This window comes from Streptomyces sp. MGP-BFMKR1 (genome assembly GCF_057766585.1).
Map to the genome: position 1 here is coordinate 6448382 of NZ_CM173408.1, position 24123 is coordinate 6472504.

Genomic DNA, 24123 nt, shown 5'->3' on the forward strand with positions numbered 1-24123 from the left:
GGAAGCAAAAGGGTCGCGACACCTCATGCCCCGGAGCCAACTCGCGGTTGGCTCCGGGGTATTGCCGGGTGCTACTGGGGTAGGGGGTCGCACCCGTACACCCAGGTCAGCGGGGCACACCTGAGCACGGGGCCGGTCGCCGGGCCCGGCGCGGGGGAGTAGGAAAAGGGTGTGCGGAGGCCGCCCGTACGGCGCCGGGACGCGGGATCAGGTCGGAGCCGGCCCACGCGGCCGGCCCGGCACCGGAGGACGCGACGGGCCGATCGAACCGCCCGCCACAGGCTTCCGCCGCCCGGACTCCGCCGCCCAGGTCCCGCCACCCGCCATCCCGCCGTCCGGCCAGGTCAGGGGGCGTCGCCGGGGGCGACCAGGCCCGACTCGTAGGCGAAGATCACGGCCTGCGCGCGGTCGCGCAGCCCCAACTTGGCCAGCACCCTGCCGATGTGGCTCTTCACGGTCTGCTCGGCCAGCACGAGGGACGAGGCGATCTCGGCGTTCGACAGGCCCCGGGCTATCAACTCCAGGACCTCCGTCTCGCGAGGCGTGAGCCCCTGGAGGCGCAGCGCGGGGTCCCGTCGCGGGGTCGGGCGCTGCCGGGCGAAGTCAGCGATCAGGCGGCGGGTCACCGAGGGCGCGAGCAGCGCCTCGCCCCGCGCGACGATCCGTACCGCCGAGATGAGGTCGGCCGGTGGCGCGTCCTTGAGGAGGAAGCCGCTGGCGCCCGCGCGCAGCGCCTCGTACACGTAGTCGTCCACGTCGAACGTGGTCAACATCAACACCTTGGGCCGGTGCACGACGCCCGGCGGCGGCGACAGGAGTTGCCGGGCCGCCTCCAGCCCGTCCATCTCGGGCATCCGGACGTCCATGAGCACCACATCGGGGTGCGTGGACCGGCTGACCTCGACCCCCTGCTTCCCGTCCGGGGCCTCGCCGACGACGTCGATGTCGCTCTGCGTGGCGAGGAGCGCGGCGAAGCCCGCCCGCACCATGGCCTGATCGTCAACGATGATCACGCGGGTGGTCATGTATTCCTGAGGTCCTTCGTCTCGCGGGCTGCTCTGCCGGGCGCGCCCCCGCCGGGGGCCCGTGCGGAGACTAGCCGTCCGGGGCGGGCGGGGAGGGGGTCCGCGGGATGTCCACCTCTTCGGGGCCCGCGGCCGGGCGGTCCGTCCCGGATTCCGCCCCCGCGCCGTGTGCCGCCAGCGGCAACCGGGCCGCCACGCGGAAACCTCCGTCGGGCAGCGGCCCGATGTCCACGGTGCCGCCGACGAGCCGCACGCGTTCGCGCATGCCCACCAGCCCGTGGCCGGTGCCCGCGGTCTCCAGCGGCACAGACGCCGGCTCGGGCGGCGCGTAGTTGATCACCAGCACGCCCAGATGACTGCCGGTCGTGGTCAGCGACACGTGCGTGGGGGCGCCCGGCGCGTGCCGTACGACGTTGGCCAGCGCCTCCTGCACGATCCGGTACGCCGACAACTCCACGGCCTGCGGCAGCGGACCGAGCCGGCTCACCGCCTCCGGAATCTCCCACTCCACCGGCACCCCGGCCCGCAACGTGGCCTCCACGAGCTGCGGCACCCGGCTCAGCCCCGGCTGCGGCATGCGCTCGGGATCGTTGCCGGCGCCGTCGCTGCGCAACACGCCGAGCAGCCGACGCATCTCGGTCAGCGACTCGCGGGCCATCGCCGCGATGGTGCCGAACTCCTCGCGCGCCTGCGGCGGCAACTCCTCGATGCGGTACGGAGCGCTGTCCGCCTGCACGGTGATCACCGACATGTGGTGGGCCACGACGTCGTGCAGTTCGCGGGCGATGCGCGCGCGCTCCTCAAGCAGCGTGCGGCGGGCGCGCTCCGCCTCGCTGATCGTCTCCACCTCGGCCAGTCGCCGCTGGGCGTCGCGGCGCTCCCGTACCGTGCCGCCGATCAGCAGCACGATGCCGCCGAGCACGAACAGCAGCACGGGGGTGCCGTCGCTGCGGTCCTGCGAGATCAGCTCGAACAGCGCGCCGACCGCCCCGCTCAACAGCCAGACGGTGACCAGCGTGCGCCGCCCCTCGCGCAGCCCCAACGCGAGCGACAGCGCCAGGTAGCCGATGATCACCATCGGCGTCCAGGGCCAGGGCTGTTCCTGGTCGGGCACCGTCAGTAGCGCGAACCCGCCCACCACGTCGGCCGGGAAGATGATCCACCACGCCTGGAGCGGCCGGCGCACCGCCAGCAACAGCGGCGTGACCTGCGTGATGGCCAGCACCCCGGAGGCCGCCGGATGCAGCCCGTAGCCGTTGGTCAGCATCGTCCCCGTGACCGGCAACAGGATCGCCGTGAGCACACCGAGGAGGAAGTAGGGCAGCCGGCGCAGCCAGCGTCGTTCGCCGGGCGCGAGCGGCGCCGGCGGTGGTGCGGCGGGCGTGGTCAGATCGTGCACGACGTCGCGCAGCACACGACGCGCCGCGGCACGCGCTCGCTGCCCCAGTGGCGTGCGCGGGTCACCGCCGGACGGCGGTACGGGAGAGGGGTGTGCGGTGGACATGACGTGCCCAGCGTATGGCCTGACCACCCGGGGTCGCGCGGCCCCACGTGCGGTGACGCCCGATACGCCCGAGAGGTCGGCCCGCCGGGGCGCGGGCCCCGCGGCGGGACGACGCCACGGCGCGCCCGGCCCCCTCGGCCGAGACGCGCCGCGCACACCGGTCACCGCTGCTCGGCGCCGCCGGGCACCGTCCGATGCGGGGCAGCGCCCGACGCTGGCCACCGCCCGATGCGGGGCAGTGCCCGGCGCGGGTCAGCGCCCGAAGCGGGTCACCGCTCGACGTGGGGCGGCGCGCGCCGTCGACCACAGCACGCCGCGCCTCACAGCACCCGCGCCTCACAGCACGCCGCGCCTCACAGCGGCCGTGCGTCACAGCTCCGCCAGGAGCTCCGCCTTCTTCGCCGTGAACTCGTCGTCCGTCAGCAGCCCCGCCTGGTGCAGGTCGCCCAGGTGTCGGATGCGGTCGGCGATGTGCCCCGGGTCGGGGCGGGCCGCGGCCTGCTGGGCCTCCACCGGGCTCGGCACCGGCGCGCCGTGCGGGTGCAGCCCGCCACCGCTGCTGGTGGACGCGGCGCGCACCGCCTCCAGGACGGCCGCCGCGAACGGCAGCGAGTCATGCACCAGGCCGTATCCCATGCCGAAGACGACCGCGGCCGGGTTCTGGTCGGCGGCGCCCGGTTCGCTCCCGTCCGCGCCGCGCGCCACCAGCCGCAGGTGCCCGTTGAACACCTCGGGTGACCGCCACTCGACCCCGGTCAGCTCCGAGATCGGGAACCGCTGGTCACCGGCCTTCCACTTGGCGGAGGACGCGCCCGTCCAGAACCACCGGAAGACCACGGACGACCCGTCGAAGGACGCCTTCCCGTCGTACGCCTTGAAGGCCAGCGGTGGCGCGGGCGCCGCCACCAGATGGGTGTCGGCCGGCGCCTTGGCGTCCGGGCCCAGCGCGGCCCGTATCTCGTCCGCGTAGTACTCGGCGAGCGTCTCCCGCTCGGCGGGCAGCACCAGCCGATACGGGTCGTAGTTCTCCTTGAGCTGCCCGTCCGCCGCGTCCATCAGCGGATCGGCGCCGGGCCTCGGCACCGCGCGCAACACCACCGTGCCGCGCTTGCCGGGCGTCAGCTCCACTCCTGCCAACGCCTCGTAGGGGATGCGGCGTTCACCGAGCGCCTGGAGCAGCTTCGGTGTGCGAATCCCCCGTTCGAAGCGGATGAGCACGGAGTCAGCGTCGAACTCCCAGACCGTGTGAAAACCGGCCAGCACATCACCCATATGGCTCATCGTATGTTGCGGTCGCCCGCCCGTCCCCCTTTGGTGCGCTACGCGCGTCAAACCTCTGTTTGGCGTTCCTTCGTCTTCCGCCGCGGTCAGATCAGGCCCGCGGTGCAGGCGTCACCACCCCCGCAGCTCACCGACGTCACCGCGCCGACGCCGACCCTGGCGAAGTTGGCGAGGCTCGTCGTCCCCGGTTCGAAGTATCCCGCGTGTCCCGCCGCCCCGTCAGCAGACAGCACGCGAGCGCCGAAGCCCGGCTCCACCGGGTCGGCCCCGTGCCCGAACCCGGCGATGTCCAGATGGGGCACGTCGGCGATCCAGTCGTCGGAGTCCCGCGCGGCCCACACGCGCGCGGATGTGCCCAGGTCAGCGACGTTCTCGGCGCGCATGCCGGGGCTGCCCGAGACGGCGATGTCGGTGACCGTGCGCGGCAGGTCGTCGGCGGCGACCCCGCACACCACGGAGCCGTAGCTGTGACAGAACAGGGCGACCTCGGCCCGCGACTGCCTGGGCAGCCCGCCCAGCGTGGCGCGCAGCCGCCGCGCGCCGTCCTCGGCCCGCGCGCCGGTCGCGGCGTCGATGCCGATGCCGGCCGGGCTGGTGTAGTCGGCCCAGGCGATCACGGCGGTCCGGCTCGTGGGACTCGCGGACCGCTCGGCCGCGTGCAGCGCACGCGCCATGCCGACCGGCGCCCGGTAGGGCTGGCGGGTCCGCTCGAACGTCAGGAGGTCCGTGTCCACGCCAGGTACCACGACCGACACCCGCCGCGCGGTTGCCAGGTTCCCGAAGACCTCCGCGACCCGGCCCGATCCCGCGGGGTCGAAGGCGAGAATCTGTCGCCCCTGGCTCAGCAGCGACTCGTAGCGGTGCACGCGCCGCCCCGCCTCGCGCTGCCCGTACGGCGTGAGCCGGTCGTCGTGTATCCGCTTCCGCTCCACCAGCCTGGCCTGGCGCAACGCCAAGCGGTTGGCCCGGTAGCGCAGCGCGACGGGGGCGCCGTTGAGGTTGCCCACGGCCAGCGGGTAGCGCCGGACGAGACGGGTGAGTTGGGCGCCGGTGAGCGAGTCGAAGAACCGCCCCAGGCGGCGGGGCGAGGAGTCCGTGTCCGGCAGCGGGCGCCCGGCGATGGCGCCCTTCCCCCACGCGGCCAGCGAGGCGCTCAACGGGTCGGGCCCGGCGCCGAGCTGCCTGCCCACGGCCCAGCCGCTGGTGGCGAGCAGCACGAAGACCACGACCAGCGCGAGCGCCGCGCGCCAGGCGGTGGCCGTGTGAACCCAGGACAGGGGGGAGGGGGAGCCGAGCTCCGGAAAGGAAGTCACCGCGAACCACCCTAGGAGAAGCGGGGCAACGGCCGCCAAAACGCGTGAGTCATCTCACGTTTGAATGCGGACAATTGAACTCAGGGAGTGATTTTCCTTCGCCCTTCCGGCGCCTTCCGAACGCCCGTCCGGACCATTTCCCGGCGCTTTCCAGCGGTTTGGGGCACTCCGTCCTTGTTGTGACATAGTGCACGACGCGCCGGTGGTACGGGCTGACCGCCGCGCCCGCCACCGCGAGCGGCGCGCCCACTCCCTCCAGGGGCATCGCTCCCGACTGTCGGCTACGCGCGGCACACGCCGTCCGCGCCGGCCACGGTGGCCGTGTGGCCACGGCCGTGACTGTTGGGGTTGGGGGTGTTGGGGGTGTTGGGGCTGCTGGGTCTGGCCGGGCGTGGGCGGTGCCAGTCCTCGGCCAGCGCCGGGGACAACTGGTCCAGGTACGACTCGGTGAGGTCGCGAATCGCGGCCACCGTGCAGTCGTCGCCCTCGCTCCACACCTTGGCCGCCACCCGCATCACGCCCCCGAACGCCGCCACCAACACCCGCGGCCTGGGGTCGGCCTCCAGGTCCACCCCCTCGCGACGCGCGATCTCCTGCGCGAACCGCGCCTCAAGCTCGGCATTGCGGCGCAGGTGGACGGCGAGCAGGGCGGGGGTGGACTCGATCATCCGGTAGGCGCGCATGTGGAGTTCGAGCGGCACCACCTCCCGGATGGCCTCGTCGATGCTCTCCCAGGCCGAGGAGACGCTCCGACGCAGTGCGACGAGCGGCGCCTCGTGCGCCGGCCGATCCAGCACCGCCGCGTAGAAGTACGCCTCGGCCAACTCCTGTACGGAGAAGGCCACCTCCTCCTTGTTGGCGAAGTAGCGGAAGAAGGTGCGCTGCGAGACGTCGACCGCCTCGGCGATCTCGTCAACGGTGGTGTCCTCGTACCCCTGCTCCACGAAGAGTTCGAGCGCCGCGCGGGTCAGGGCGTCGCGCGTCCGTTGCTTCTTGCGCTGCCGCAGGCCGATGGGGGGTGTCACCTGGTCCGTCATCACTTTCCGGCTCTCTCCTCGCGAGGGCGGCCCACGCGCCGTCCGCACGCCACCCGGCGGGACCCGTACGCCATGCGGCCTGGCCGCCGGCGTTCGGTGCTCGGCGGTGTCCTGTTCGGTGTCCTGTCGTACGTCTTCCGCCGCACCGCACGTCGTACGAGGTGCCTGCGTGTCGTGCGGGACGCCGCGTGTCGTACGGCGTGCGCCCGGTCGTGCGCTCCGGTGGCACGGGCGTGCCCCCGGGGCAGTTCACCCTACCCAGCGCCTACCGTGGCAGGCTCCGACTCTTGAAACTGTTTGTCACTTGTCAGCGGCTGACATTAATCTCATTTAATGACCTCAGAGACCACCGTCGCCGGCGCCGCGCCGGAGCAACAGGAGCCGCTGCCCCAGTCGGGAATGCGGGGCCATCCCTGGCTCACCCTCATCTCCGTCGCGATCGGCGTCATGATGGTCGCCCTCGACGGCACGATCGTGGCCATCGCCAACCCCGCCATCCAGCACGACCTCGGCGCCTCGCTCGCCGACGTGCAGTGGATAACCAACGGCTACCTGCTCGCCCTCGCCGTCGCCCTGATCACGGCGGGCAAGCTCGGCGACCGCTTCGGCCACCGGCAGACCTTCCTCGTCGGCGTCAGCGGCTTCGCGCTCGCCTCGGCCGCCATCGGACTGTCCGGCAACGTGACGGCGGTGGTGACCTTCCGCGTGCTCCAGGGCCTGTTCGGCGCCCTGCTGATGCCCGCGGCGCTCGGCCTGCTGCGCGCCACCTTCCCGGCCGAGAAGCTGAACATGGCGATCGGCATCTGGGGCATGGTCATCGGCGCCTCCACCGCGGGCGGCCCGATCGTCGGCGGCCTGCTCGTGGAGCACGTCAACTGGCAGTCGGTGTTCTTCATCAATGTCCCCGTCGGCGTCATCGCGCTCGCCATCGGCCTGCTGATCCTGCGGGACCACCGGGCCGAGAACGCCCCGCGCTCGTTCGACCTCCCCGGCATCGCGTTGCTGTCCGGCGCGATGTTCTGCCTGATCTGGGCGCTGATCAAGGCGCCCGAGTGGGGCTGGGGCGACCCGGCGACGCTGCTCTTCCTCGGCCTCGCGGTGGCCGCCTTCGCCGCCTTCGCGTACTGGCAGACCCGGGCCGCGGAACCGCTGCTGCCGCTCGGCCTCTTCCGCTCCGTCCCGCTGTCCGCCGGCACCGTCCTCATGGTCCTGATGGCCTTCGGCTTCATGGGCGGGCTGTTCTTCGTGACCTTCTACCTACAGAACGTGCACGGCATGAGCCCCGTGGACAGCGGCCTGCACCTGCTGCCGCTGACCGCGATGATGATCGTCGCCTCCCCGGCGGCCGGCGCCCTGATCACGCGGGTCGGACCGCGTGTCCCCCTGGTCGGCGCGATGGTGCTGACCGCGGTCGCGCTCTACGGGCTGGCCGGCCTGGACGTCGACTCGGGCACCGGACTGATGTCGCTGTGGTTCGCCCTGCTCGGCCTCGGCCTGGCACCCGTCATGGTGGGCGCGACGGAGGTCATCGTCGGCAACGCGCCGCTGGAGTTCTCCGGTGTGGCAGGCGGCCTCCAACAGGCCGCGATGCAGGTCGGCGGCAGCCTGGGCACGGCCGTGCTGGGCGCGGTCATGGCGGGCCGCGTGGACCGCGACCTGCCCGTGAACTGGGCGGAGGCCGGCCTGCCCGCCCCCTCCGGGCACGAGCTGGACCAGGCCGCCGACGCGGTCGCCATCGGCCGGCCGCCCATCGACCCGGACAACCCGCCGCCGGCGGACGTCGCGGAGAAGATCACGCACGTCGCGCACGAGACGTTCGTCTCCGGCATGGGCCTGTCCTTCACGGTCGCCGCCGTCGTCGCGGTCGGCGCGGCTGCCGTCGCGACGCTCGCCAAGCGGGGCGCCCAGTCCGATGCGAGCACCGGAACGCCGCACATCTGAACGCTTACCGTCCTCCGTTCGGGTGACTCTCGGGCGCCCCGCGCGGCGGCCCCGTCGTGGGTCCGGCGGGGCCGCCCGGGCCGGTCAACACCCCTCTGAGCTTGGACGTAAGGCTCAACCCTGCCCTTTACGCAGCGTCAACACCGCACGTCAACGAGGGTCGCCGTGGCCAAACCGACGCGAGCATCCCCTATCTGGGTCACGTCCCTCCCTCGCCCTTGGCGCACCCCTCCGCAACCCAGCAAGCTGCGGTGACGGGGAAGCGGCGCCGGCCCACACAGGGGCCACGCCGACGCCTTCCCCGGGGCGTGCCACCAGGCCCGGCCCGAAACCGAGCACACGGGGAGTAACAGGACATGCGTACGACGACGAAGCGGGGCACCACGGTCCGGGCGCTGACGACCCTCGCGACGGTGGGGGCGGTGGCGGCCATGACCACGGCCCTGGCACCCCCGCGAGCCAGCGCGCAGCCGACCGCCCCGCACGCCAGCCGCTCGGGCGCCTGCGCGGCGGGCCAGCTCTGCCTGTGGGAGCGACCCGACTTCAAGGGGCCGCGCCACACCTACGAGCTGTCGAACACCGACATCGAGAGCTGCGTCCCGCTGCCGGCCGGGGCGAGGGCCGAATCCCTCGCCAACCGCACGGGGCGCCCAGTCACCACGTACCAGAGCGCCGAGTGCGGGGAGACCGGCGAGTTCGACACCTACCCGGGCAAGGGCAGCGGCGCCCGGCTGTCCGAGTCGCCCTACCAGATCGGCGCGATCAAGATCTGGGAGCGCTGAGAACGCCGCCGGGCCGGACGGGAAGCCCCGTCCGGCCCGGCGGTTCGCGCCTCGTTACGCGGTACGGCTCACGCGTCGCCGCCCGCCGCGCCCGGGTCGGCCGCGGTGGCGTCCAGGAGCTGGTAGCGGTCGATGGCCTGCTTGAGGGCGGAGCGGTCCACCTTGCCCTCCTGGGCGAGCTCCGTGAGCACGCCGAGGACGATCGACTGGGCGTCGATGTTGAAGAAGCGGCGGGCCGCTCCCCGGGTGTCGGCGAAGCCGAAGCCGTCGGCGCCCAGCGACTGGTACCGGCCGGGCACCCAGCGGGCGATCTGGTCGGGAACCGCGCGCATCCAGTCGGAGACGGCCACGAACGGGCCCTGCGCGTCGGCGAGCTTGCGCGTCACGTACGGCACGCGCTGCTCCTCCTCCGGGTGCAGGAGGTTGTGCTCCTCCACCTCCACGGCGTCGCGGCGCAGCTCGTTCCAGGAGGTCGCCGACCAGACGTCCGCCTTGACGTTCCACTCGTCGGCCAGGATCTGCTGCGCTTCGAGTGCCCACGGCACGGCCACGCCGGAGGCGAGGATCTGCGCCGGGATGGCGCCCTTCTCGCCCGACCGCAGGTGGTAGATGCCCTTGAGGATGCCTTCGGCGTCCACGTCGGCGGGCTCCGCCGGGTGCTGGATGGGCTCGTTGTAGACGGTGAGGTAGTAGAAGACGTCCTCGCCGGGCTGGCCGTCCGCGGTCTCGCCGTACATCCGGCGCAGACCGTCCTGCACGATGTGCGCGATCTCGTACCCGTACGCCGGGTCGTAGGACACGCACGCCGGGTTGGTCGAGGCCAGGAGCTGCGAGTGGCCGTCGGCGTGCTGGAGGCCCTCACCGGTCAGTGTCGTGCGCCCGGCGGTCGCGCCGAGGACGAAACCGCGCGAGAGCTGGTCGGCCATCTGCCAGAACTGGTCACCCGTGCGCTGGAACCCGAACATCGAGTAGAAGACGTAGACCGGGATCAGCGGCTCGCCGTGCGTGGCGTACGCGGAACCGGCCGCGATCAGCGACGCCGTACAGCCCGCCTCGGAGATGCCGTCGTGCAGCATCTGGCCGGTGGGGGACTCCTTGTACGCCAGGAGCAGGTCGCGGTCGACGGACTCGTACTGCTGGCCCAGCGGGTTGTAGATCTTGGCCGACGGGAAGAACGCGTCCATGCCGAAGGTGCGGTACTCGTCGGGGGCGATCAGCACGAAGCGCTTGCCGATCTCCTTGTCCCGCATCAGGTCCTTGAGGACCCGCACGAAGGCCATGGTGGTGGCGATCGACTGCTGGCCGGAGCCCTTCTTGGCCGCCGCGTACAGCTTCTCGTCCGGCTGCGGCAGCGGCTTCGCGCGCACGACACGGGTCGGCACGTAGCCGCCCAGCGCCTTGCGGCGGTCGTGCATGTACTGGATCTCCTCGGAGTCGCGACCCGGGTGGTAGTACGGGGGCAGGCCCGACTCCAGCTCCTTGTCCGCGATCGGCAGGTGCAGCCGGTCACGGAAGCGCTTGAGGTCCTCGACCGTGAGCTTCTTCATCTGGTGGGTCGCGTTGCGGCCCTCGAAGTTCGGCCCGAGCGTCCAGCCCTTGACGGTCTGCGCGAGGATCACGGTGGGCTGGCCCTTGTGGGCCTTGGCCGCCGCGTACGCCGCGTAGATCTTGCGGTGGTCGTGGCCACCGCGGCCCAGGTGCAGGATCTGGTCGTCGGTCATGCCCTCGACCATGGCGCGCAGCCGCTGGTCGTCGCCGAAGAAGTGCTGGCGGATGTAGGCGCCGGTCTCGGTCGCGTACGTCTGGAACTGACCGTCCGGGGTCGTGTTCAGCTTGTTGACCAGCACGCCGTCCCGGTCCTGCGCGAGCAGCGGGTCCCAGCTCCGGTCCCACACGAGCTTGATCACGTTCCAGCCGGCGCCGCGGAACTGCGACTCCAGCTCCTGCATGACCTTGCCGTTGCCGCGCACCGGGCCGTCGAGGCGCTGCAGGTTGCAGTTGACGACGAAGGTCAGGTTGTCCAGGCCCTCGCGGGCGGCGATGGAGAGCTGGCCCAGCGACTCGGGCTCGTCCATCTCGCCGTCGCCCAGGTAGGCCCAGACGTGTGAGGCGGAGGTGTCGGCGATGCCGCGGGCCTCCATGTAGCGGTTCATCCGCGCCTGGTAGATCGCGCCGAGCGGGCCGAGGCCCATGGAGACGGTCGGGAACTCCCAGAAGTCCGGCATCAGCCGCGGGTGCGGGTAGCTGGACAGGCCGTAGGGGGCCTTGGACTTCTCCTGTCGGAAGGCGTCGAGGTGGTGCTCGTTCAGCCGGTCGAGGAGGAAGGCGCGGGCGTAGATGCCGGGCGAGGCGTGGCCCTGGAAGAAGATCTGGTCACCACCGTCGCCCGCGTCCTTGCCCCGGAAGAAGTGGTTGAAGCCCACGTCGTACAGGGAGGCCGAGGAGGCGAAGGTGGCGATGTGGCCGCCGACGCCGATGCCGGGGCGCTGCGCGCGCGAGACCATGACGGCCGCGTTCCACCGGGTCGCGTTCAGGACCTTGCGCTCGATCTCCTCGTTTCCGGGGAAGAACGGCTCGTCCTTGGTCGCGATGGTGTTGACGTAGTCCGTGCTGCGCATCTCGGGCACGGCAACCCGCTTTTCGCGGGCGCGCTCGATCAGGCGGAGCATCAGGTAGCGGGCGCGTTCCCGGCCTCGCTCATCGACGGCTGCGTCGAGCGAGTCGAGCCATTCCTGGGTCTCTTCGGGATCGAAGTCCGGGACCTGGCTGGGAAGGCCGCCAATGATGATCGGGTTGCGATCTGATCCGGAAGCCACGCTGTTCCTTCGCTGTTCTGTCGTGTCGTGCTCGGCACGTGAGTGCTGCTGCGCACGCGGTCTTCGTATCTGGTCCTGCTTTCGCGCCGTCCTCCATCGTGTACCGCGGTGTGCGAGTACGTCATCTCTACTCAGCGGTAACCACCACAGGGTGAGACGGGCGCCAGGGAGCCCAGCGACTGGCGACGGCCAAATCGCAACCATACGCCCACTATGGAAGTCCCTCGTGTACGGCCGTTCGACCCCGAATGCCGCAGTGCCGGGAAACAACTTCGCAAGCCGGACATAAGCCTGTGTCTTGAATCACTTACGCCCGTGGCGTCAGGATGTGAGTTGCGGCGAGTCGTCAACGTTTGGGCGGGATCGGCAGCCGGGTACTTGCGCGAACCGCCCGGCACGTGTGGACTACGCCCAATGCCCCGCGTACGCGCGAGGCGATCAAGACAATTTCTGCAGGATGACAGGAGGCAATCCGTGAGCGCGACCGCGGACCACGCGGAGGAGCGGACCAATCCGGCCGCCAGGCTGGGTTTCGAGCCCGGGCAGGTGGTCCAGGAGATCGGCTACGACGACGACGTGGAGCAGGAGCTGCGTGAGGGCATCGAGGAGCTCACCGGCACTGAGCTTGTCGACGAGGATTACGACGACGTGGCCGATGCCGTGGTGCTGTGGTTCCGAGAGGACGACGGCGACCTGACCGACGCGCTCGTGGACGCCACCACGATGATCGACGAAGGCGGCTCGGTCTGGTTGATGACCCCGAAGACCGGTCGCGACGGGTACGTGGAGCCCAGCGACATCGGTGAGGCGGCGACGACCGCCGGTCTGTCCCAGACCAGGAGCATCAGCGCCGGGAAGGACTGGAGCGGCAGCCGCCTGGTCACCCCGAAGACGGCTCGCTCCGCCAAGCGCTGAGACCGTCGGTGGCCTTGGCCCGAGGTCGCCGTGAGAGCCCCCATCCGACGACGGTCGGATGGGGGCTCTGCGCGTAGGGTGGACGCGATCTGTCGAGATTCTTCGAAGGGACGTCCCCCATGGCCGTCGAGGTCGGTGCGCAGGCCCCGGACTTCGCGCTGCGGACCCAGCATGGCGAACAGGTCACGCTCTCCGAGTTCCGCGGAGAGAGGAACGTCGTCCTGCTCTTCTACCCGTTCGCCTTCACCGGCGTCTGCACCGGCGAGCTGCGCGCGCTCCGCGACGAACTCCCGACGTTCGTCAACGACAACGTGCAGCTCCTCGCGGTCTCCAACGACTCGCCGTTCAGTCTGCGCGTCTTCGCCGAGCAGGAGGGGCTCGAGTTCCCGCTGCTCTCCGACTTCTGGCCGCACGGCGAGGTCTCCCGGGCCTACGGCGTCTTCGACGAGGAGAAGGGGTGCGCCGTGCGTGGCACCTTCGTCATCGACAAGGAGGGCGTGGTGCGCTGGACGGTCGTCAACGGCCTGCCGGACGCCCGCGACCTGAACGACTACGTCAAGGCGCTCGCGGAGCTCTAGGCGTCTCACGCGCCCCGCGTCGGCCGAGCGGGCCCGCGGAAGCGGCGCGACACCTCGTCCCGGCGGTGCACGGTCGTACCGCTCGGGGGGAACCGCTCACTAGGATCAAAACGTTGATCCGATGGCAACCGTATGACGGGGGCACGCTGTGCTCCCTGACGAAACTCACCTGGGAGGACTCGTGGGAGTCAGCCTCAGCAAGGGCGGCAACGTCTCGCTGACCAAGGAAGCCCCTAACCTGACCGCCGTTATCGTCGGTCTCGGCTGGGACGCCCGTACGACCACGGGCACTGACTTCGACCTCGACGCCAGCGCGCTGCTGGCCAACGCCGAGGGCAAGGTCGCCAACGACTCGAACTTCGTCTTCTTCAACAACCTGAAGAGCCCCGACGGCTCCGTGGAGCACACCGGTGACAACATCACCGGTGAGGGCGAGGGCGACGACGAGCAGATCAAGGTGAACCTGGCCGCTGTTCCGGCCGATGTCGCCAAGATCGTTTTCCCGGTCTCGATCTACGACGCCGAGACCCGCCAGCAGAGCTTCGGCCAGGTGCGCAACGCGTTCATCCGCGTCGTCAACCAGGCCGACAACGTCGAGCTGGCGCGCTACGACCTGAGCGAGGACGCCTCGACCGAGACCGCCATGGTCTTCGGCGAGCTGTACCGCAACGGCGCCGAGTGGAAGTTCCGGGCCATCGGTCAGGGGTACGCCTCGGGCCTGCGCGGCATCGCGCAGGACTTCGGGGTCAACGTCTGACCCTCGCGTCCGTCGTAGCGCGTCCGGCGCCGCACACCCCTGACCTTCCGGTGGGGGCCCGACTCAACCCCGGGAGTGCGGCGCCGGACGTGCTCCGGGGCCCGGTCGCGCGACCGCGGCCGGGGGCCCGGCCGGGGGTGGGGCCACGCGCCCGGGCCCCGAGCCGGCGCCGCGCGGGGCCCGGGCACGCCCGAGCGGTGCGACGTCGGCCCGCGCGGGAGCGGAAAACGAGCAGAACGAGCAGTACGCGCTGTACTGGCCTGGCTGGTGGGGCGTGCGGTACGAGTAGTGCGGTGGTGCAGCGCGAGCCGTACCCAGCGCCGTGACTTTGGGGAGGACACAACAACATGGGCGTAACGCTCGCCAAGGGAGGCAACGTCTCCCTCTCGAAGGCCGCGCCGAATCTCACCCAGGTGCTGGTGGGGCTCGGCTGGGACGCGCGCTCCACCACCGGTGCGCCGTTCGACCTCGACGCCAGCGCGCTGCTGTGCCGGTCGGGCCGGGTGCTGGGGGACGAGTACTTCGTCTTCTACAACAACCTCAAGAGCCCCGAGGGCTCCGTGGAGCACACCGGTGACAACCTCACCGGCGAGGGCGACGGCGACGACGAGTCGCTGATCGTGGACCTGGCCAAGGTGCCGACCGAGGTCGACAAGATCATCTTTCCGGTCTCCATCCACGACGCCGACGCCCGGGGCCAGAGCTTCGGCCAGGTGAGCAACGCGTTCATCCGCGTGGTCAACCAGGCCGACGGCAGCGAGCTGGCCCGGTACGACCTGAGCGAGGACGCGTCGAGCGAGACGGCGATGATCTTCGGCGAGGTGTACCGGTACGGCGGCGAGTGGAAGTTCCGTGCCGTCGGGCAGGGGTACGCGTCGGGTCTGCGGGGCATCGCTCTAGACTTCGGGGTCAACGTTTCGTAAAACCGCGCACTAGCGCGCGGGGGACCCCTCACACACGATTGGGTGGCCAGTGCTCCTGAGAACCTTCGGCTGGTCTTTCGGCGTCACCGCCGCGGGACTCGCCTGTGCTGCGATCTTCTGGGGCTGGGAGGCCTTCGCGATCGTCGCGATCCTCTCCGTCCTGGAGATCTCACTCTCCTTCGACAACGCGGTCGTCAACGCCGGCGTGCTGAAGAAGATGAACGCCTTCTGGCAGAAGATCTTCCTGAGCGTCGGCATCATCATCGCCGTGTTCGGTATGCGACTGGTCTTCCCCGTCGTCATCGTCGCCGTCACCGCCCAGATGGGGCCCATCGAGGCCGTCGAGCTGGCGATGAACGACGCCGACAAGTACGAGCAGTTGGTGACGGACGCACATCCGGCCATCGCCTCCTTCGGCGGCATGTTCCTGCTCATGATCTTCCTCGACTTCATCTTCGACGATCACGAGCACAAGTGGATCGGGTGGCTGGAGCGCCCGCTGTCGCGGCTCGGCAGGATCGACGGCTTCTCGGTGTGCGTGGCCCTCATCGTGCTGTTGGTCGCCGCCACCACCTGGGCCGAATCGGCCGCGCAACACGGCGGCGGACACGTGGACAAGGCGGCGACGGTGATGCTGTCCGGCATCGCCGGCCTGATCACGTATCTGATCGTCGGCGGACTTTCCGGACACTTCGAGAACAAGCTCGAGGAAGAGGAGGAGCGCGAGCACGAGGCGGAGGAGGAGGCCAAGAAGGCGGGCAAGGAGCCCACCATGGTCGGCCTCGCCGGCAAGGCCGCGTTCTTCATGTTCCTCTACCTCGAGGTGCTGGACGCGTCCTTCTCCTTCGACGGCGTGATCGGCGCCTTCGCGGTCACCAACCACATCTTCTGGATGGCGCTCGGCCTCGGCATCGGCGCCATGTACGTCCGGTCGCTCACGGTCTACCTGGTGCGCGAGGGCACCCTGGACGACTACGTCTACCTGGAGCACGGCGCGCACTACGCGATCGGCGCCCTGGCCGCGCTGCTGCTGGTCACCATCAAGTGGCACATCCACGAGGTGATCACCGGCGGCATCGGCGTCGCGCTGATCGCCGGTTCCTTCTGGTCCTCGGTCGTCCGCAACCGTCGCATCGCGGCGGAAGAGGGCGGCGCGGGTGGCTCGAACGAGAAGTCCGAGGTCACCTCCGGAGTGTGACCCGGGCTCGGATGCGGAACGCTTCTACGGGGCGGGCCGCGAGGTTGCACCTCGCGGCCCGCCCCGCTTCGGTGTGGGTGTCTTCTCGGACATGGGGGTGTGCGCAATGCCGTTGTGGAGCGGCTGGCGACGCGGCGCGGGACAGGACTTCGACAGCGGCGGTGCCTCCGGGGCCGTCGAACTGACCAAGCGACATCCGACCGTCTCGCTCACCAAACAGGGCGCGGCCAGCGGAAACCTACGGGTCAACCTCTCCTGGCAGATGCGCACCACCGACTTCAACGCCAAGCCGAACAGAGGGCTGTGGCGCAACCCGCTCCAGATGTTCAAGCCGCAGATGGTGCAGACTCAGGGCCCCGCGATGGTCAACGTGGACCTGGACCTGGCGTGCATGTACGAGATGCAGAGCGGCAGCAAGGGCGTGGTGCAGCCGCTGGGCAACTTCTTCGGGTCGCTGAACGAGCCGCCCTACGTGCACCTCAGCGGCGACGACCGGTTCGGCTCGGCCTCCGGCGAGACCGTCTACATCAACCTCGACCACAAGGACGACTTCAGCCGGCTGCTGATCTTCGTCTACATCTACGACGGCACGCCCGCCTTCGACCGGACGCACGGGGTGGTCACGCTCTACCCCAGCAGCGGGCCGCGCATCGAGATCACCCTCGACGAGCGGGCCCCGCAGGCGCGCTCGTGCGCCGTGGTGCTCATCGAGAACATCAAGGGCGAGATCGTGGTGCGCCGCGAGGTGAAGTACGTCTACGGCTTCCAGGCCGAGCTGGACCGGCTCTACGGCTGGGGACTCCAGTGGGGCCGGGGCTACAAGAAGACCAAGGTCTGAGCCGGTAACCGGCCGGCCGACCGCCACCCAGCCCTGACGACCCCGCCAGCTTCGACGCCCTACCCGGCTTCGACGATCCGCGCGGCCCGCACGACTCGCCCGGCCCCGGCGTCCCGCGTGGCCCCGGCCAACCCCGCGCGGGGGCCGGGCTCAGCGGCGTCGTTGGAACTGCGGGCCCTGCGGGGGCAGTTGGAACTGGTGCGGTGGCGGGGCCACCGGCTGTGGGTGCTGTGGGTAGCCGTACGCGGGGTGCGGCGGATAGCCGTAGGCCGGCTGCTGCGGCGGAACCGGCGGTTGCCGCGGGTGCCCGGCCCACTGGGCGTCGTGCCGCGCGCCCGCGCCCGCGGCGTACGCGGGGGCGGTCGCGGGCTGGGGCGGGACGGCCGGGGGCGCGGCCGGTGGGGCCGTCGGGGGCGCGGGCGGGGGCGGCGGGAAGCCGTAGCCGCCCACGGGCTGGGCCGGGACCGGGCCAGGGGCGGGACTGGTCGCGGGGCTCGGGGCGCCGGGGTCTGGCCCGCTGGGGCCTGGCCCGCCGGGGTGCGGGGCGGGCGCGGCGGGCTCGGGGGCCGGGGGCGCCTCGGAGTCGTCCACCGAGATGCCGAACTCCGTGGCGAGGCCGACCAGGCCCGAGTCGTAGCCCTGGCCGAGCGCGCGGAACTTCCAGCGGTCGCCGCGCCGGTACAGCTCGCCGCAGATGAGCGCCGTCTCCTCGCCCGTCTCGGCGACGACGTTGAAGACGGCGAAGGGCTCCGCGCCGTCGGCCGCCGCGCTGTCGTACAGCCGCAGGCACAGGTCCCGGACCAGGCCGAAGGGGCCGCCGTCGGCGGAGGCCGCGAGCACCACCCGGTTCACGCCGGCCTCCAGGGAGCCCAGGTCGGCTTCGATGGTGTCCGTGAGCCCGTCGGCGAGCCGCTGCTTGGGCAGGTGCCGGACGAGGCCGGAGGGGTGGCGGGGCTGGTTGTAGAAGACGAAGTCCTCGTCCGAGCGCACGTGTCCGTCGGTGGCGAGCAGCAGTGCCGAGGCATCCACGTCCGGCACGCCGGACCCCGGCGTCCACTGCAGCACTGCCCGTACGGCCGTTGCCGGCAGCGGGATGTTCGACCCTTTCGACATCGCGTGCGTCATGGTCGCAATCCTGCCCTCCCGAGGGGTGCCGGAACAACGTGGGGGTTACGCGCTGGCCATCTGGGAGATACGGGGAGCGAGTACACCCTGCGTACGCATGTGAGTTACCGGACTTTCACGTACTTGGGGAACTCTTGACCCGCATGGGTCGTACGATTATCGGCCACGCTTCCGGCCAGTCGGGCCGTCGGAGGGCTGCGGCAGCTTTGGGAGTTACATGCGTCATTTCGGATATCTGTCGGCGGCGGCGCGGAAGGCTCTGTTCCACCGCGAGCCCACCGAGTTCACGCCGGACGCACCGGCCAGCACCCTCGCCGTCGCGCTCGGGGCCACCCTCTACAGCCCCGCAACGCGCCAGGGCCTCGCCGACGCCATCGTCAAACAGGCAGGTCGGGGCGTGGTTTCGATGGTGCTGTGCCTGGAGGACTCCATCGACGACAGCGAGGTGACGCAGGCGGAGGAGAACCTGGTCCGCCAGTTCGCCGCGCTGGCCGCGCGCACGGACGAGGTGCCGCTGCCGCTGCTGTTCATCCGGGTGCGGACCGCCGAACAGATCCCGGACCTGGTGCGGCGGCTCGGCGCCTCGGTCCGATTGCTGTCTGGTTTTGTACTTCCCAAGTTCACCGAGGAGCGTGGCGTACCGTTCCTGGAGGCGCTGACCTCGTGCAGCCCGGCCCTGGAGCGGCGGCTGTACGCCATGCCGGTCCTGGAGTCGCCGGAGCTGCTGCACCTGGAGACCCGCGGGGAGACGCTCGGCGGCATAGCCCGCACCGTCGACAAGTACCGGGACCGGGTGCTGGCCCTGCGCCTGGGCGTCACCGACTTCTGCTCCGCCTACGGGCTGCGCCGGGCGCCCGACATGACGGCGTACGACGTGCAGTTGGTCGCCTCCGTCATCGCGGACGTGGTCAACGTGCTCGGCCGCGCGGACGGCACCGGGTTCACCGTGACCGGCCCCGTGTGGGAGTACTTCAAGCCGCACGAGCGGATGTTCAAGCCGCAGCTTCGGCGCAGCCCCTTCACCGGCGAGGCCGAGGCGCTGCGTACCGCCCTCATCGAGCACGACATGGACGGCCTGCTGCGCGAGATCGAACTCGACCGCGCCAACGGCCTCCAGGGCAAGACCTGCATCCACCCCACGCACGTGGCCCCGGTGCACGCGCTGTCGGTCGTCAGCCACGAGGAGTTCAGCGACGCGGCCGACATCCTCGCGCCGCAGCGCTGCGGCGGCGGCGTGCTGCGTTCCGCGTACACGAACAAGATGAACGAGGTGAAGCCGCACCGCGCCTGGGCGGAGCGGACCATGCTGCGCGCCGAGGTGTTCGGTGTGGCGCGCGAGGGCGTGGGCTTCGTGGAGCTGCTCTCGGCGGGGCTGCCAGCGGCCGACTGACGGCGGTCCGGTGTCCGGCGGTCGAGCCGGTCGTGGCCGGTCGTGGCCGGTCGTGGTGGCCGGCGTGCGGGTGGCGCGGCGGGTAGGGGCGATGATGCCTGAAAGGTGCGGGAGTTGACGGTTGACGAGGGAGCGGGGCAGCGCGTGATGTGGTCGGGGCAGTGGGTCGCGGACCAACTCGGCATCGCTCTGGAGGACGCGTCGGACGCGCCGGAGGCGGTGGCCGCGTCGGAGGCGGTGGCCGCGGTGGCCGCCGTCGGCGGTGACGCACCGGCCGACCAGGCCGGCCGGGCTGACCAGACCGGCCACGCCGGCCCGGACGGTGCCGGGGGTGGGCGGTTGCGCGAGTTGCTCGGGCTCGCGCTGCGCCGCAACCCGCGCCGGGCGCACCTGTTGGTCTCCAACGTCCTCGGCAAGCACGTGCCGCAGCGCCCCGCCGTCGTCTACGGGGCGGGGGTACGGCTCGGCGAGCGGGTGCGCGCGCTGCTCGGCGACGTGGACGCGGCGCGCGCGGTGGTGCTCGGCTACGCGGAGACGGCGACCGGGCTCGGCCACAGCGTCGCCGACGGCCTCGCGCTCGCCCCGTACCTGCACTCGACCCGCCGGCCGGTGGACGGGGTGCGGCCGGTGGGCGGCTTCGAGGAGGAGCACAGCCACGCGACCTCGCACCTCCTGCTGCCCGAGGACTCCGCGCTGCTGGCCGGGGACGGGCCGCTGGTGCTCGTGGACGACGAGTTCTCCACCGGGCGCACCGTGCTCAACACCATCCGCACGCTGCACCGACGGTTCCCGCGCGAGCGGTACGTGGTCGTCGCCCTGGTGGACATGCGCTCCGTCGCCGACCGCGCCGACCTGGACCGCTTCGCCGCCTCGCTGGGCGCCCGGGTCGACCTGGTGTCGCTCGCGGCCGGCACGGTGCGCCTGCCGGCGGACGTGCTGGCCCGAGGCCAGGCGCTGGTGGCCGAGCACGAGACGGACCCCACCGCCCCCCTCCCGGACGGCGCCCCCGAGCACGCCGGGCCCGCGCACCCGACCCCCGTACGCGTCGAGCTCGACTGGCCGCGCGGGTTGCCCGACGGCGGCCGGCACGGCTTCACGCCCGCGCACCGCCGGGCCCTGGACGCCGCGTTGCCCGACATGGCCCGCCGCCTGGCCCGGGCCGTGCGCCCCGCGCGGGTCGCCCCCGGGGCCCGCGTACTCGTGCTCGGCTTCGAGGAGCTGATGTACGCGCCGCTGCGGCTGGCCGAGGCGTTGCAGGCCGAGTTCGACCACACCGCGACCGACGGCGCGAGCGGCGCGGGCGGGGTGGGCGGCGCGGCCGGTGGCGTCGAGGTGCGGTACTCGACCACGACCCGCTCGCCTGTGCTGGCCCTGGACGACCCCGGGTACGCCATCCGCACCCGGCTCACCTTCCCCGCGCACGACGCGCCCGCCGACGGCCCCGGCCCGCGCTACGCGTACAACGTGGCGCCCGGCAGCGACCCGGCGCGCCGCTTCGACGCGATCGTGGCCGTCGTGGACTCGGCGGCCGACACGCCCGCCCTGCACGCGCCCGGCGGGCTGCTCGACGCGCTGGCCGCGCAGACGCCGCGCCTCGCGTACGCCGTCGTACCGTCCTACGTGCCCACCGACGCCGCCGACGAGCCGGCCACCGCCACCGAGCCGGCCCCCGTCGAGGCCGCCATCCCCGCCCGCCGCGCCCCGCAGGACCCGCCCGCACCCGCCACGGCCGCACCCGCCGACCCGGCCCCGGCAGCCGGTGCCGCCGGCCCCGCACCCACCCCCCGCACGCCCGCCGGCGTGCCCGACCGACAGGCGTCACCCATGCAAGATCCGCTCCGCGGGCCCGACTTCTCCTCGTACGCCGCCGACGAGGTCGGCTGGCTGCTCCAGGACTTCTCCGAGGTGACCCTGGAGGCGCCGATCGAGGAACGGGAGGAGGCGATCCAGGGCGGCGGGGCGCACTACGCCGAGTCGCTGCCCATCGAGTACCAGCCCAGCGACGCCTACCAGGACCTGTTCCGCTCCGCGCTCCAGACCTCCGCCGCGCGCATCGCGCGGGCCGTCGGGGCTGTCACCGAGACGCTGCTGGCCGAGCACCGGGACCGCCCGGGCCGTGGGCCCGACTCCCGCCCGGTGCTGGTCTCGCTGGCGCGGGCGGGCACGCCCGTCGGCGTGTTGATGCGCCGCTGGGCCCAGCACGCGCACGGCATCGACCTGCCGCACTACGCGATCTCCATCGTGCGCGGCCGGGGCATCGACACGGCGGCGCTGCGCTGGCTGGCCCGCCACCACGACCCGGTCGATGTCGTGTTCGTGGACGGCTGGACCGGCAAGGGCGCCATCACCCGCGAACTGGCCGCCGCCATCGAGGAGTTCGAAGCCTTTGAGGCGGCCGACGGCGCGCGCGGCTTCGACCCGCGGATCGCCGTACTGGCCGACCCCGGCGGGTGCGTCGCGACCTACGGCACCCGGGACGACTTCCTCATCCCCTCCGCGTGTCTCAACTCGACGGTCTCCGGGCTCGTCTCGCGCACCGTGCTCCGCGCCGACCTGGTGCGGCCCGGCCAGTTCCACGGCGCGAAGTTCTACCGCGAACTGGCCGACGCCGACCTGTCCGCGCTCTTCCTCGACACCGTCACGGCGCGCTTCGCCGAGGTCGCCGACGCCGCCGCCCGGGACGCCAAGGAACTGATCGCCACCCCGCACCGGGCCCCCACCTGGGAGGGCTGGGCCGCCGTCGAGCGGATCAGCGAGGAGTACGGCATCCACGACGTGAACCTCGTCAAGCCGGGCGTCGGCGAGACCAGCCGCGTGCTGTTGCGCCGGGTGCCCTGGAAGGTCCTCGCGCGCCGTGGCGCCGGCCCCGACCTGGACCACGTGCGCATGCTCGCCGAACAGCGTGGGGTCCCGGTAGAGGAGGTGGACGACCTGCCGTACTCCTGCGTCGGGCTGATCCACCCCCGCTACACGCGCGCCGCGACCGGCGCCGACGGCCGGGCGGTGGCCCAGTGAGCGCCTCCGTCGCGGGTAGCCCGGTGAGCGCCCCCGTCGCGGGCGGCACCGCCCCCGTCCTGGTGGCCAGCGACCTGGACCGGACGCTCATCTACTCGGCCGCCGCGCTCGGGCTCGACATGCCCGACGCGTGGGCGCCGCGCCTGCTGTGTGTCGAGGTCTACCAGGCCAAGCCGCTGTCGTACCTGACCGAGACCGCCGCCGGGCTGCTCACCGAGCTGGCCTCGGCCGCCACCTTCGTGCCGGCCACCACCCGCACCCGCGAGCAGTTCGGGCGGATCCGGCTGCCGGGCCCGCCGCCGCGCTACGCGGTCTGCGCCAACGGCGGCCACCTCCTGGTGGACGGCGAGAGCGACCCCGACTGGCAGCGCACGGTGGACCGGGCGCTGCGCGGCGAGTGCGCCTCGCTGGCGGAGGTGCGCGCCCACCTGGTGGCCACGGCCGACCCGGCCTGGCTGCTCAAGGAACGGGTCGCCGAGGACCTGTTCGCCTACCTCGTGGTCGAGCGCGCGCTGCTGCCCGACGGCTGGGTGGCGGAGCTGACCGACTGGGCCGACCAGCGCGGCTGGGGCGTCTCGCTCCAGGGCCGCAAGCTGTACGTGGTGCCGCGCCCGCTGACCAAGAGCGCCGCCGTCGCCGAGGTGGCGCGGCGCACCGGGGCCCGGCGGGTGCTCGCCGCCGGCGACGCCCTGCTCGACGCGGACCTGCTGCTCGCCGCCGACCAGGGCTGGCGCCCGGGCCACGGCGAGTTGGCCGCCGTGGGCTGGTCGGCGCCGCACGTCAGCGCCCTCGCCGAGCGCGGGGTCGCCGCCGGTGAGGAGATCCTGCGCCAGTTCCGCAAGGCGGCGGCCGACGGCGGCTGAGCGGAGCGGCTGGCCGGACCGGTGGCCGGAGCGGCCGGTTCCGCGCCCCGGCTGGGCCCGGCCATCCGGACCGGGGCCGGGCCGCGCGCCCGCGTCGGGCCTAGCCGCCCCGCCCACGCTCCGGCTCAACCGCGCCGCTTGCCACGGCCCGACCGGGCCAGCCGCAGGGTGACGAAGGCGAGGACGGCCAGCACGGCGGCGGCGAGCACGCCCTTGGAGTAGACCGAGACGTAGTCGGAGACGTCCTCCCAGTTGTCCCCGAGGGCGTAGCCGGCCAGCACGAACGCCGTGTTCCACAGCAGGCTGCCGAGGGTGGTCAGGAGCGTGAAGGTGGGCAGCGGCATCCGCTCGACGCCGGCGGGCAGGGAGATGAGGCTGCGGAAGATGGGGATCATGCGGCCGAAGAAGACCGCCTTGGTGCCGTGTCGGACGAACCAGCGCTCCGTCCTGTCGATGTCGGCCGGCTTGACCAGCGGCAGCCGTCCGGCGAGCGCGATCACCCGGTCCCGGCCGAGCAGCGCGCCCACCCAGTACAGGGCGAGCGCCCCCACCACGGAGCCGGCGGTGGTCCAGGCCAGCACGGCCAGCAGGTTCATGTCACCCTGGCCGGCCGAGAAGCCGGCGAGCGGCAGGATCACCTCGCTCGGCAGCGGTGGGAACAGGTTCTCCAGCGCGATGGCGAGCCCCGCGCCCGGCGCTCCCAGGGTGTCCATGAGACCGGTTGCCCAGTCGGTGATGCGATCCGTCATGCCCGAAACGCTAGGAACGCCGCCGCCCCGGGACCATGGTGTGCGCCGCCCACCTCACCTGCCGTCCGCCGCA

19 protein-coding genes are annotated in these 24123 nt (G+C 72.1%); 11 read left to right on the forward strand and 8 right to left on the reverse strand.

Annotated features, from left to right (window positions below):
- Window positions 1–344: 344 nt before the first annotated feature.
- The 5 genes from AC3CHW_RS25755 to AC3CHW_RS25775 all read right to left on the reverse strand — a co-directional run bounded on the left by AC3CHW_RS25755 (window position 345) and on the right by AC3CHW_RS25775 (window position 6160).
- A complete protein-coding gene (locus AC3CHW_RS25755) occupies window positions 345–1025 on the reverse strand; it encodes a response regulator (RefSeq protein ID WP_459249743.1) in 681 nt (226 codons plus the stop codon).
- Window positions 1026–1095: 70 nt separating this feature from the next.
- Window positions 1096–2529: a sensor histidine kinase gene (locus AC3CHW_RS25760; RefSeq protein WP_488468062.1), complete on the reverse strand. Its 1434-nt coding sequence runs from the start codon at window positions 2527–2529 to the stop codon at window positions 1096–1098.
- A gap of 369 nt (window positions 2530–2898) precedes the next feature.
- Window positions 2899–3801, reverse strand: coding sequence for a DUF4429 domain-containing protein (locus AC3CHW_RS25765; RefSeq protein WP_488468063.1), 903 nt, complete (start codon window positions 3799–3801; stop codon window positions 2899–2901).
- Window positions 3802–3896: 95 nt separating this feature from the next.
- On the reverse strand, window positions 3897–5123 hold the full coding sequence (locus AC3CHW_RS25770) for an alpha/beta hydrolase (protein WP_488468064.1): 1227 nt from the start codon (window positions 5121–5123) through the stop codon (window positions 3897–3899).
- A 281-nt stretch (window positions 5124–5404) separates the two neighbouring features.
- Window positions 5405–6160 (reverse strand): TetR family transcriptional regulator, encoded by a 756-nt coding sequence (locus tag AC3CHW_RS25775; protein ID WP_488468065.1) that lies wholly within the window; start codon window positions 6158–6160, stop codon window positions 5405–5407.
- Between the two features lie 333 nt (window positions 6161–6493).
- Here AC3CHW_RS25775 and AC3CHW_RS25780 point away from each other — a divergent pair, with 333 nt between their 5' ends.
- On the forward strand, window positions 6494–8101 hold the full coding sequence (locus AC3CHW_RS25780) for an MFS transporter (RefSeq protein ID WP_488468066.1): 1608 nt from the start codon (window positions 6494–6496) through the stop codon (window positions 8099–8101).
- A gap of 356 nt (window positions 8102–8457) precedes the next feature.
- Window positions 8458–8883, forward strand: a complete 426-nt coding sequence (locus AC3CHW_RS25785) for a peptidase inhibitor family I36 protein (protein WP_176161414.1) — start codon at window positions 8458–8460, stop codon at window positions 8881–8883.
- Between the two features lie 68 nt (window positions 8884–8951).
- Here AC3CHW_RS25785 and aceE read toward each other — a convergent pair whose 3' ends face one another.
- Complete coding sequence (gene aceE, locus AC3CHW_RS25790; RefSeq protein ID WP_398607976.1) at window positions 8952–11699, reverse strand: pyruvate dehydrogenase (acetyl-transferring), homodimeric type; 2748 nt, start codon at window positions 11697–11699, stop codon at window positions 8952–8954.
- 474 nt (window positions 11700–12173) lie between these two features.
- Between aceE and AC3CHW_RS25795 the strand changes: the two genes are divergently transcribed.
- The 6 genes from AC3CHW_RS25795 to AC3CHW_RS25820 all read left to right on the forward strand — a co-directional run bounded on the left by AC3CHW_RS25795 (window position 12174) and on the right by AC3CHW_RS25820 (window position 16908).
- Window positions 12174–12614: a DUF3052 domain-containing protein gene (locus AC3CHW_RS25795; RefSeq protein ID WP_176161412.1), complete on the forward strand. Its 441-nt coding sequence runs from the start codon at window positions 12174–12176 to the stop codon at window positions 12612–12614.
- Between the two features lie 119 nt (window positions 12615–12733).
- Window positions 12734–13192, forward strand: a complete 459-nt coding sequence (locus tag AC3CHW_RS25800) for a peroxiredoxin (protein ID WP_466305964.1) — start codon at window positions 12734–12736, stop codon at window positions 13190–13192.
- A gap of 181 nt (window positions 13193–13373) precedes the next feature.
- Window positions 13374–13949, forward strand: a complete 576-nt coding sequence (locus AC3CHW_RS25805) for a TerD family protein (protein WP_176161410.1) — start codon at window positions 13374–13376, stop codon at window positions 13947–13949.
- 347 nt (window positions 13950–14296) lie between these two features.
- A complete protein-coding gene (locus AC3CHW_RS25810) occupies window positions 14297–14872 on the forward strand; it encodes a TerD family protein (RefSeq protein WP_187064057.1) in 576 nt (191 codons plus the stop codon).
- 49 nt (window positions 14873–14921) lie between these two features.
- Window positions 14922–16070, forward strand: a complete 1149-nt coding sequence (locus AC3CHW_RS25815; RefSeq protein WP_398607974.1) for a DUF475 domain-containing protein — start codon at window positions 14922–14924, stop codon at window positions 16068–16070.
- A gap of 106 nt (window positions 16071–16176) precedes the next feature.
- Window positions 16177–16908 (forward strand): TerD family protein, encoded by a 732-nt coding sequence (locus AC3CHW_RS25820; protein ID WP_176161407.1) that lies wholly within the window; start codon window positions 16177–16179, stop codon window positions 16906–16908.
- Window positions 16909–17058: 150 nt separating this feature from the next.
- Here AC3CHW_RS25820 and AC3CHW_RS25825 read toward each other — a convergent pair whose 3' ends face one another.
- Entirely contained in the window at window positions 17059–18033 is a 975-nt protein-coding gene (locus AC3CHW_RS25825) for a TerD family protein (protein WP_488468067.1), read from the reverse strand.
- Window positions 18034–18250: 217 nt separating this feature from the next.
- Between AC3CHW_RS25825 and AC3CHW_RS25830 the strand changes: the two genes are divergently transcribed.
- The 3 genes from AC3CHW_RS25830 to AC3CHW_RS25840 all read left to right on the forward strand — a co-directional run bounded on the left by AC3CHW_RS25830 (window position 18251) and on the right by AC3CHW_RS25840 (window position 23301).
- Complete coding sequence (locus AC3CHW_RS25830) at window positions 18251–19423, forward strand: HpcH/HpaI aldolase/citrate lyase family protein (RefSeq protein WP_398607972.1); 1173 nt, start codon at window positions 18251–18253, stop codon at window positions 19421–19423.
- A 147-nt stretch (window positions 19424–19570) separates the two neighbouring features.
- Window positions 19571–22438, forward strand: a complete 2868-nt coding sequence (locus AC3CHW_RS25835) for a phosphoribosyltransferase (protein WP_488471166.1) — start codon at window positions 19571–19573, stop codon at window positions 22436–22438.
- Between the two features lie 119 nt (window positions 22439–22557).
- On the forward strand, window positions 22558–23301 hold the full coding sequence (locus AC3CHW_RS25840; protein WP_488471167.1) for an HAD family hydrolase: 744 nt from the start codon (window positions 22558–22560) through the stop codon (window positions 23299–23301).
- 125 nt (window positions 23302–23426) lie between these two features.
- Here AC3CHW_RS25840 and AC3CHW_RS25845 read toward each other — a convergent pair whose 3' ends face one another.
- A complete protein-coding gene (locus tag AC3CHW_RS25845; RefSeq protein WP_488468068.1) occupies window positions 23427–24050 on the reverse strand; it encodes a DedA family protein in 624 nt (207 codons plus the stop codon).
- Window positions 24051–24123: the final 73 nt, after the last annotated feature.

Coding starts and splice junctions, on each gene's coding strand:
- AC3CHW_RS25775 (WP_488468065.1), bottom strand. CDS start 6,160: ATGACGGACCAGGTGACACCCCCCATCGGCCTGCGGCAGCGCAAGAAG.
- AC3CHW_RS25835 (WP_488471166.1), top strand. CDS start 19,571: ATGTGGTCGGGGCAGTGGGTCGCGGACCAACTCGGCATCGCTCTGGAG.
- AC3CHW_RS25765 (WP_488468063.1), bottom strand. CDS start 3,801: ATGGGTGATGTGCTGGCCGGTTTTCACACGGTCTGGGAGTTCGACGCT.
- AC3CHW_RS25830 (WP_398607972.1), top strand. CDS start 18,251: ATGCGTCATTTCGGATATCTGTCGGCGGCGGCGCGGAAGGCTCTGTTC.
- AC3CHW_RS25760 (WP_488468062.1), bottom strand. CDS start 2,529: ATGTCCACCGCACACCCCTCTCCCGTACCGCCGTCCGGCGGTGACCCG.
- AC3CHW_RS25785 (WP_176161414.1), top strand. CDS start 8,458: ATGCGTACGACGACGAAGCGGGGCACCACGGTCCGGGCGCTGACGACC.
- AC3CHW_RS25800 (WP_466305964.1), top strand. CDS start 12,734: ATGGCCGTCGAGGTCGGTGCGCAGGCCCCGGACTTCGCGCTGCGGACC.
- AC3CHW_RS25755 (WP_459249743.1), bottom strand. CDS start 1,025: ATGACCACCCGCGTGATCATCGTTGACGATCAGGCCATGGTGCGGGCG.
- AC3CHW_RS25825 (WP_488468067.1), bottom strand. CDS start 18,033: ATGACGCACGCGATGTCGAAAGGGTCGAACATCCCGCTGCCGGCAACG.
- AC3CHW_RS25840 (WP_488471167.1), top strand. CDS start 22,558: ATGCCCGACGCGTGGGCGCCGCGCCTGCTGTGTGTCGAGGTCTACCAG.
- AC3CHW_RS25780 (WP_488468066.1), top strand. CDS start 6,494: ATGACCTCAGAGACCACCGTCGCCGGCGCCGCGCCGGAGCAACAGGAG.
- AC3CHW_RS25820 (WP_176161407.1), top strand. CDS start 16,177: ATGCCGTTGTGGAGCGGCTGGCGACGCGGCGCGGGACAGGACTTCGAC.
- AC3CHW_RS25845 (WP_488468068.1), bottom strand. CDS start 24,050: ATGACGGATCGCATCACCGACTGGGCAACCGGTCTCATGGACACCCTG.
- AC3CHW_RS25810 (WP_187064057.1), top strand. CDS start 14,297: ATGGGCGTAACGCTCGCCAAGGGAGGCAACGTCTCCCTCTCGAAGGCC.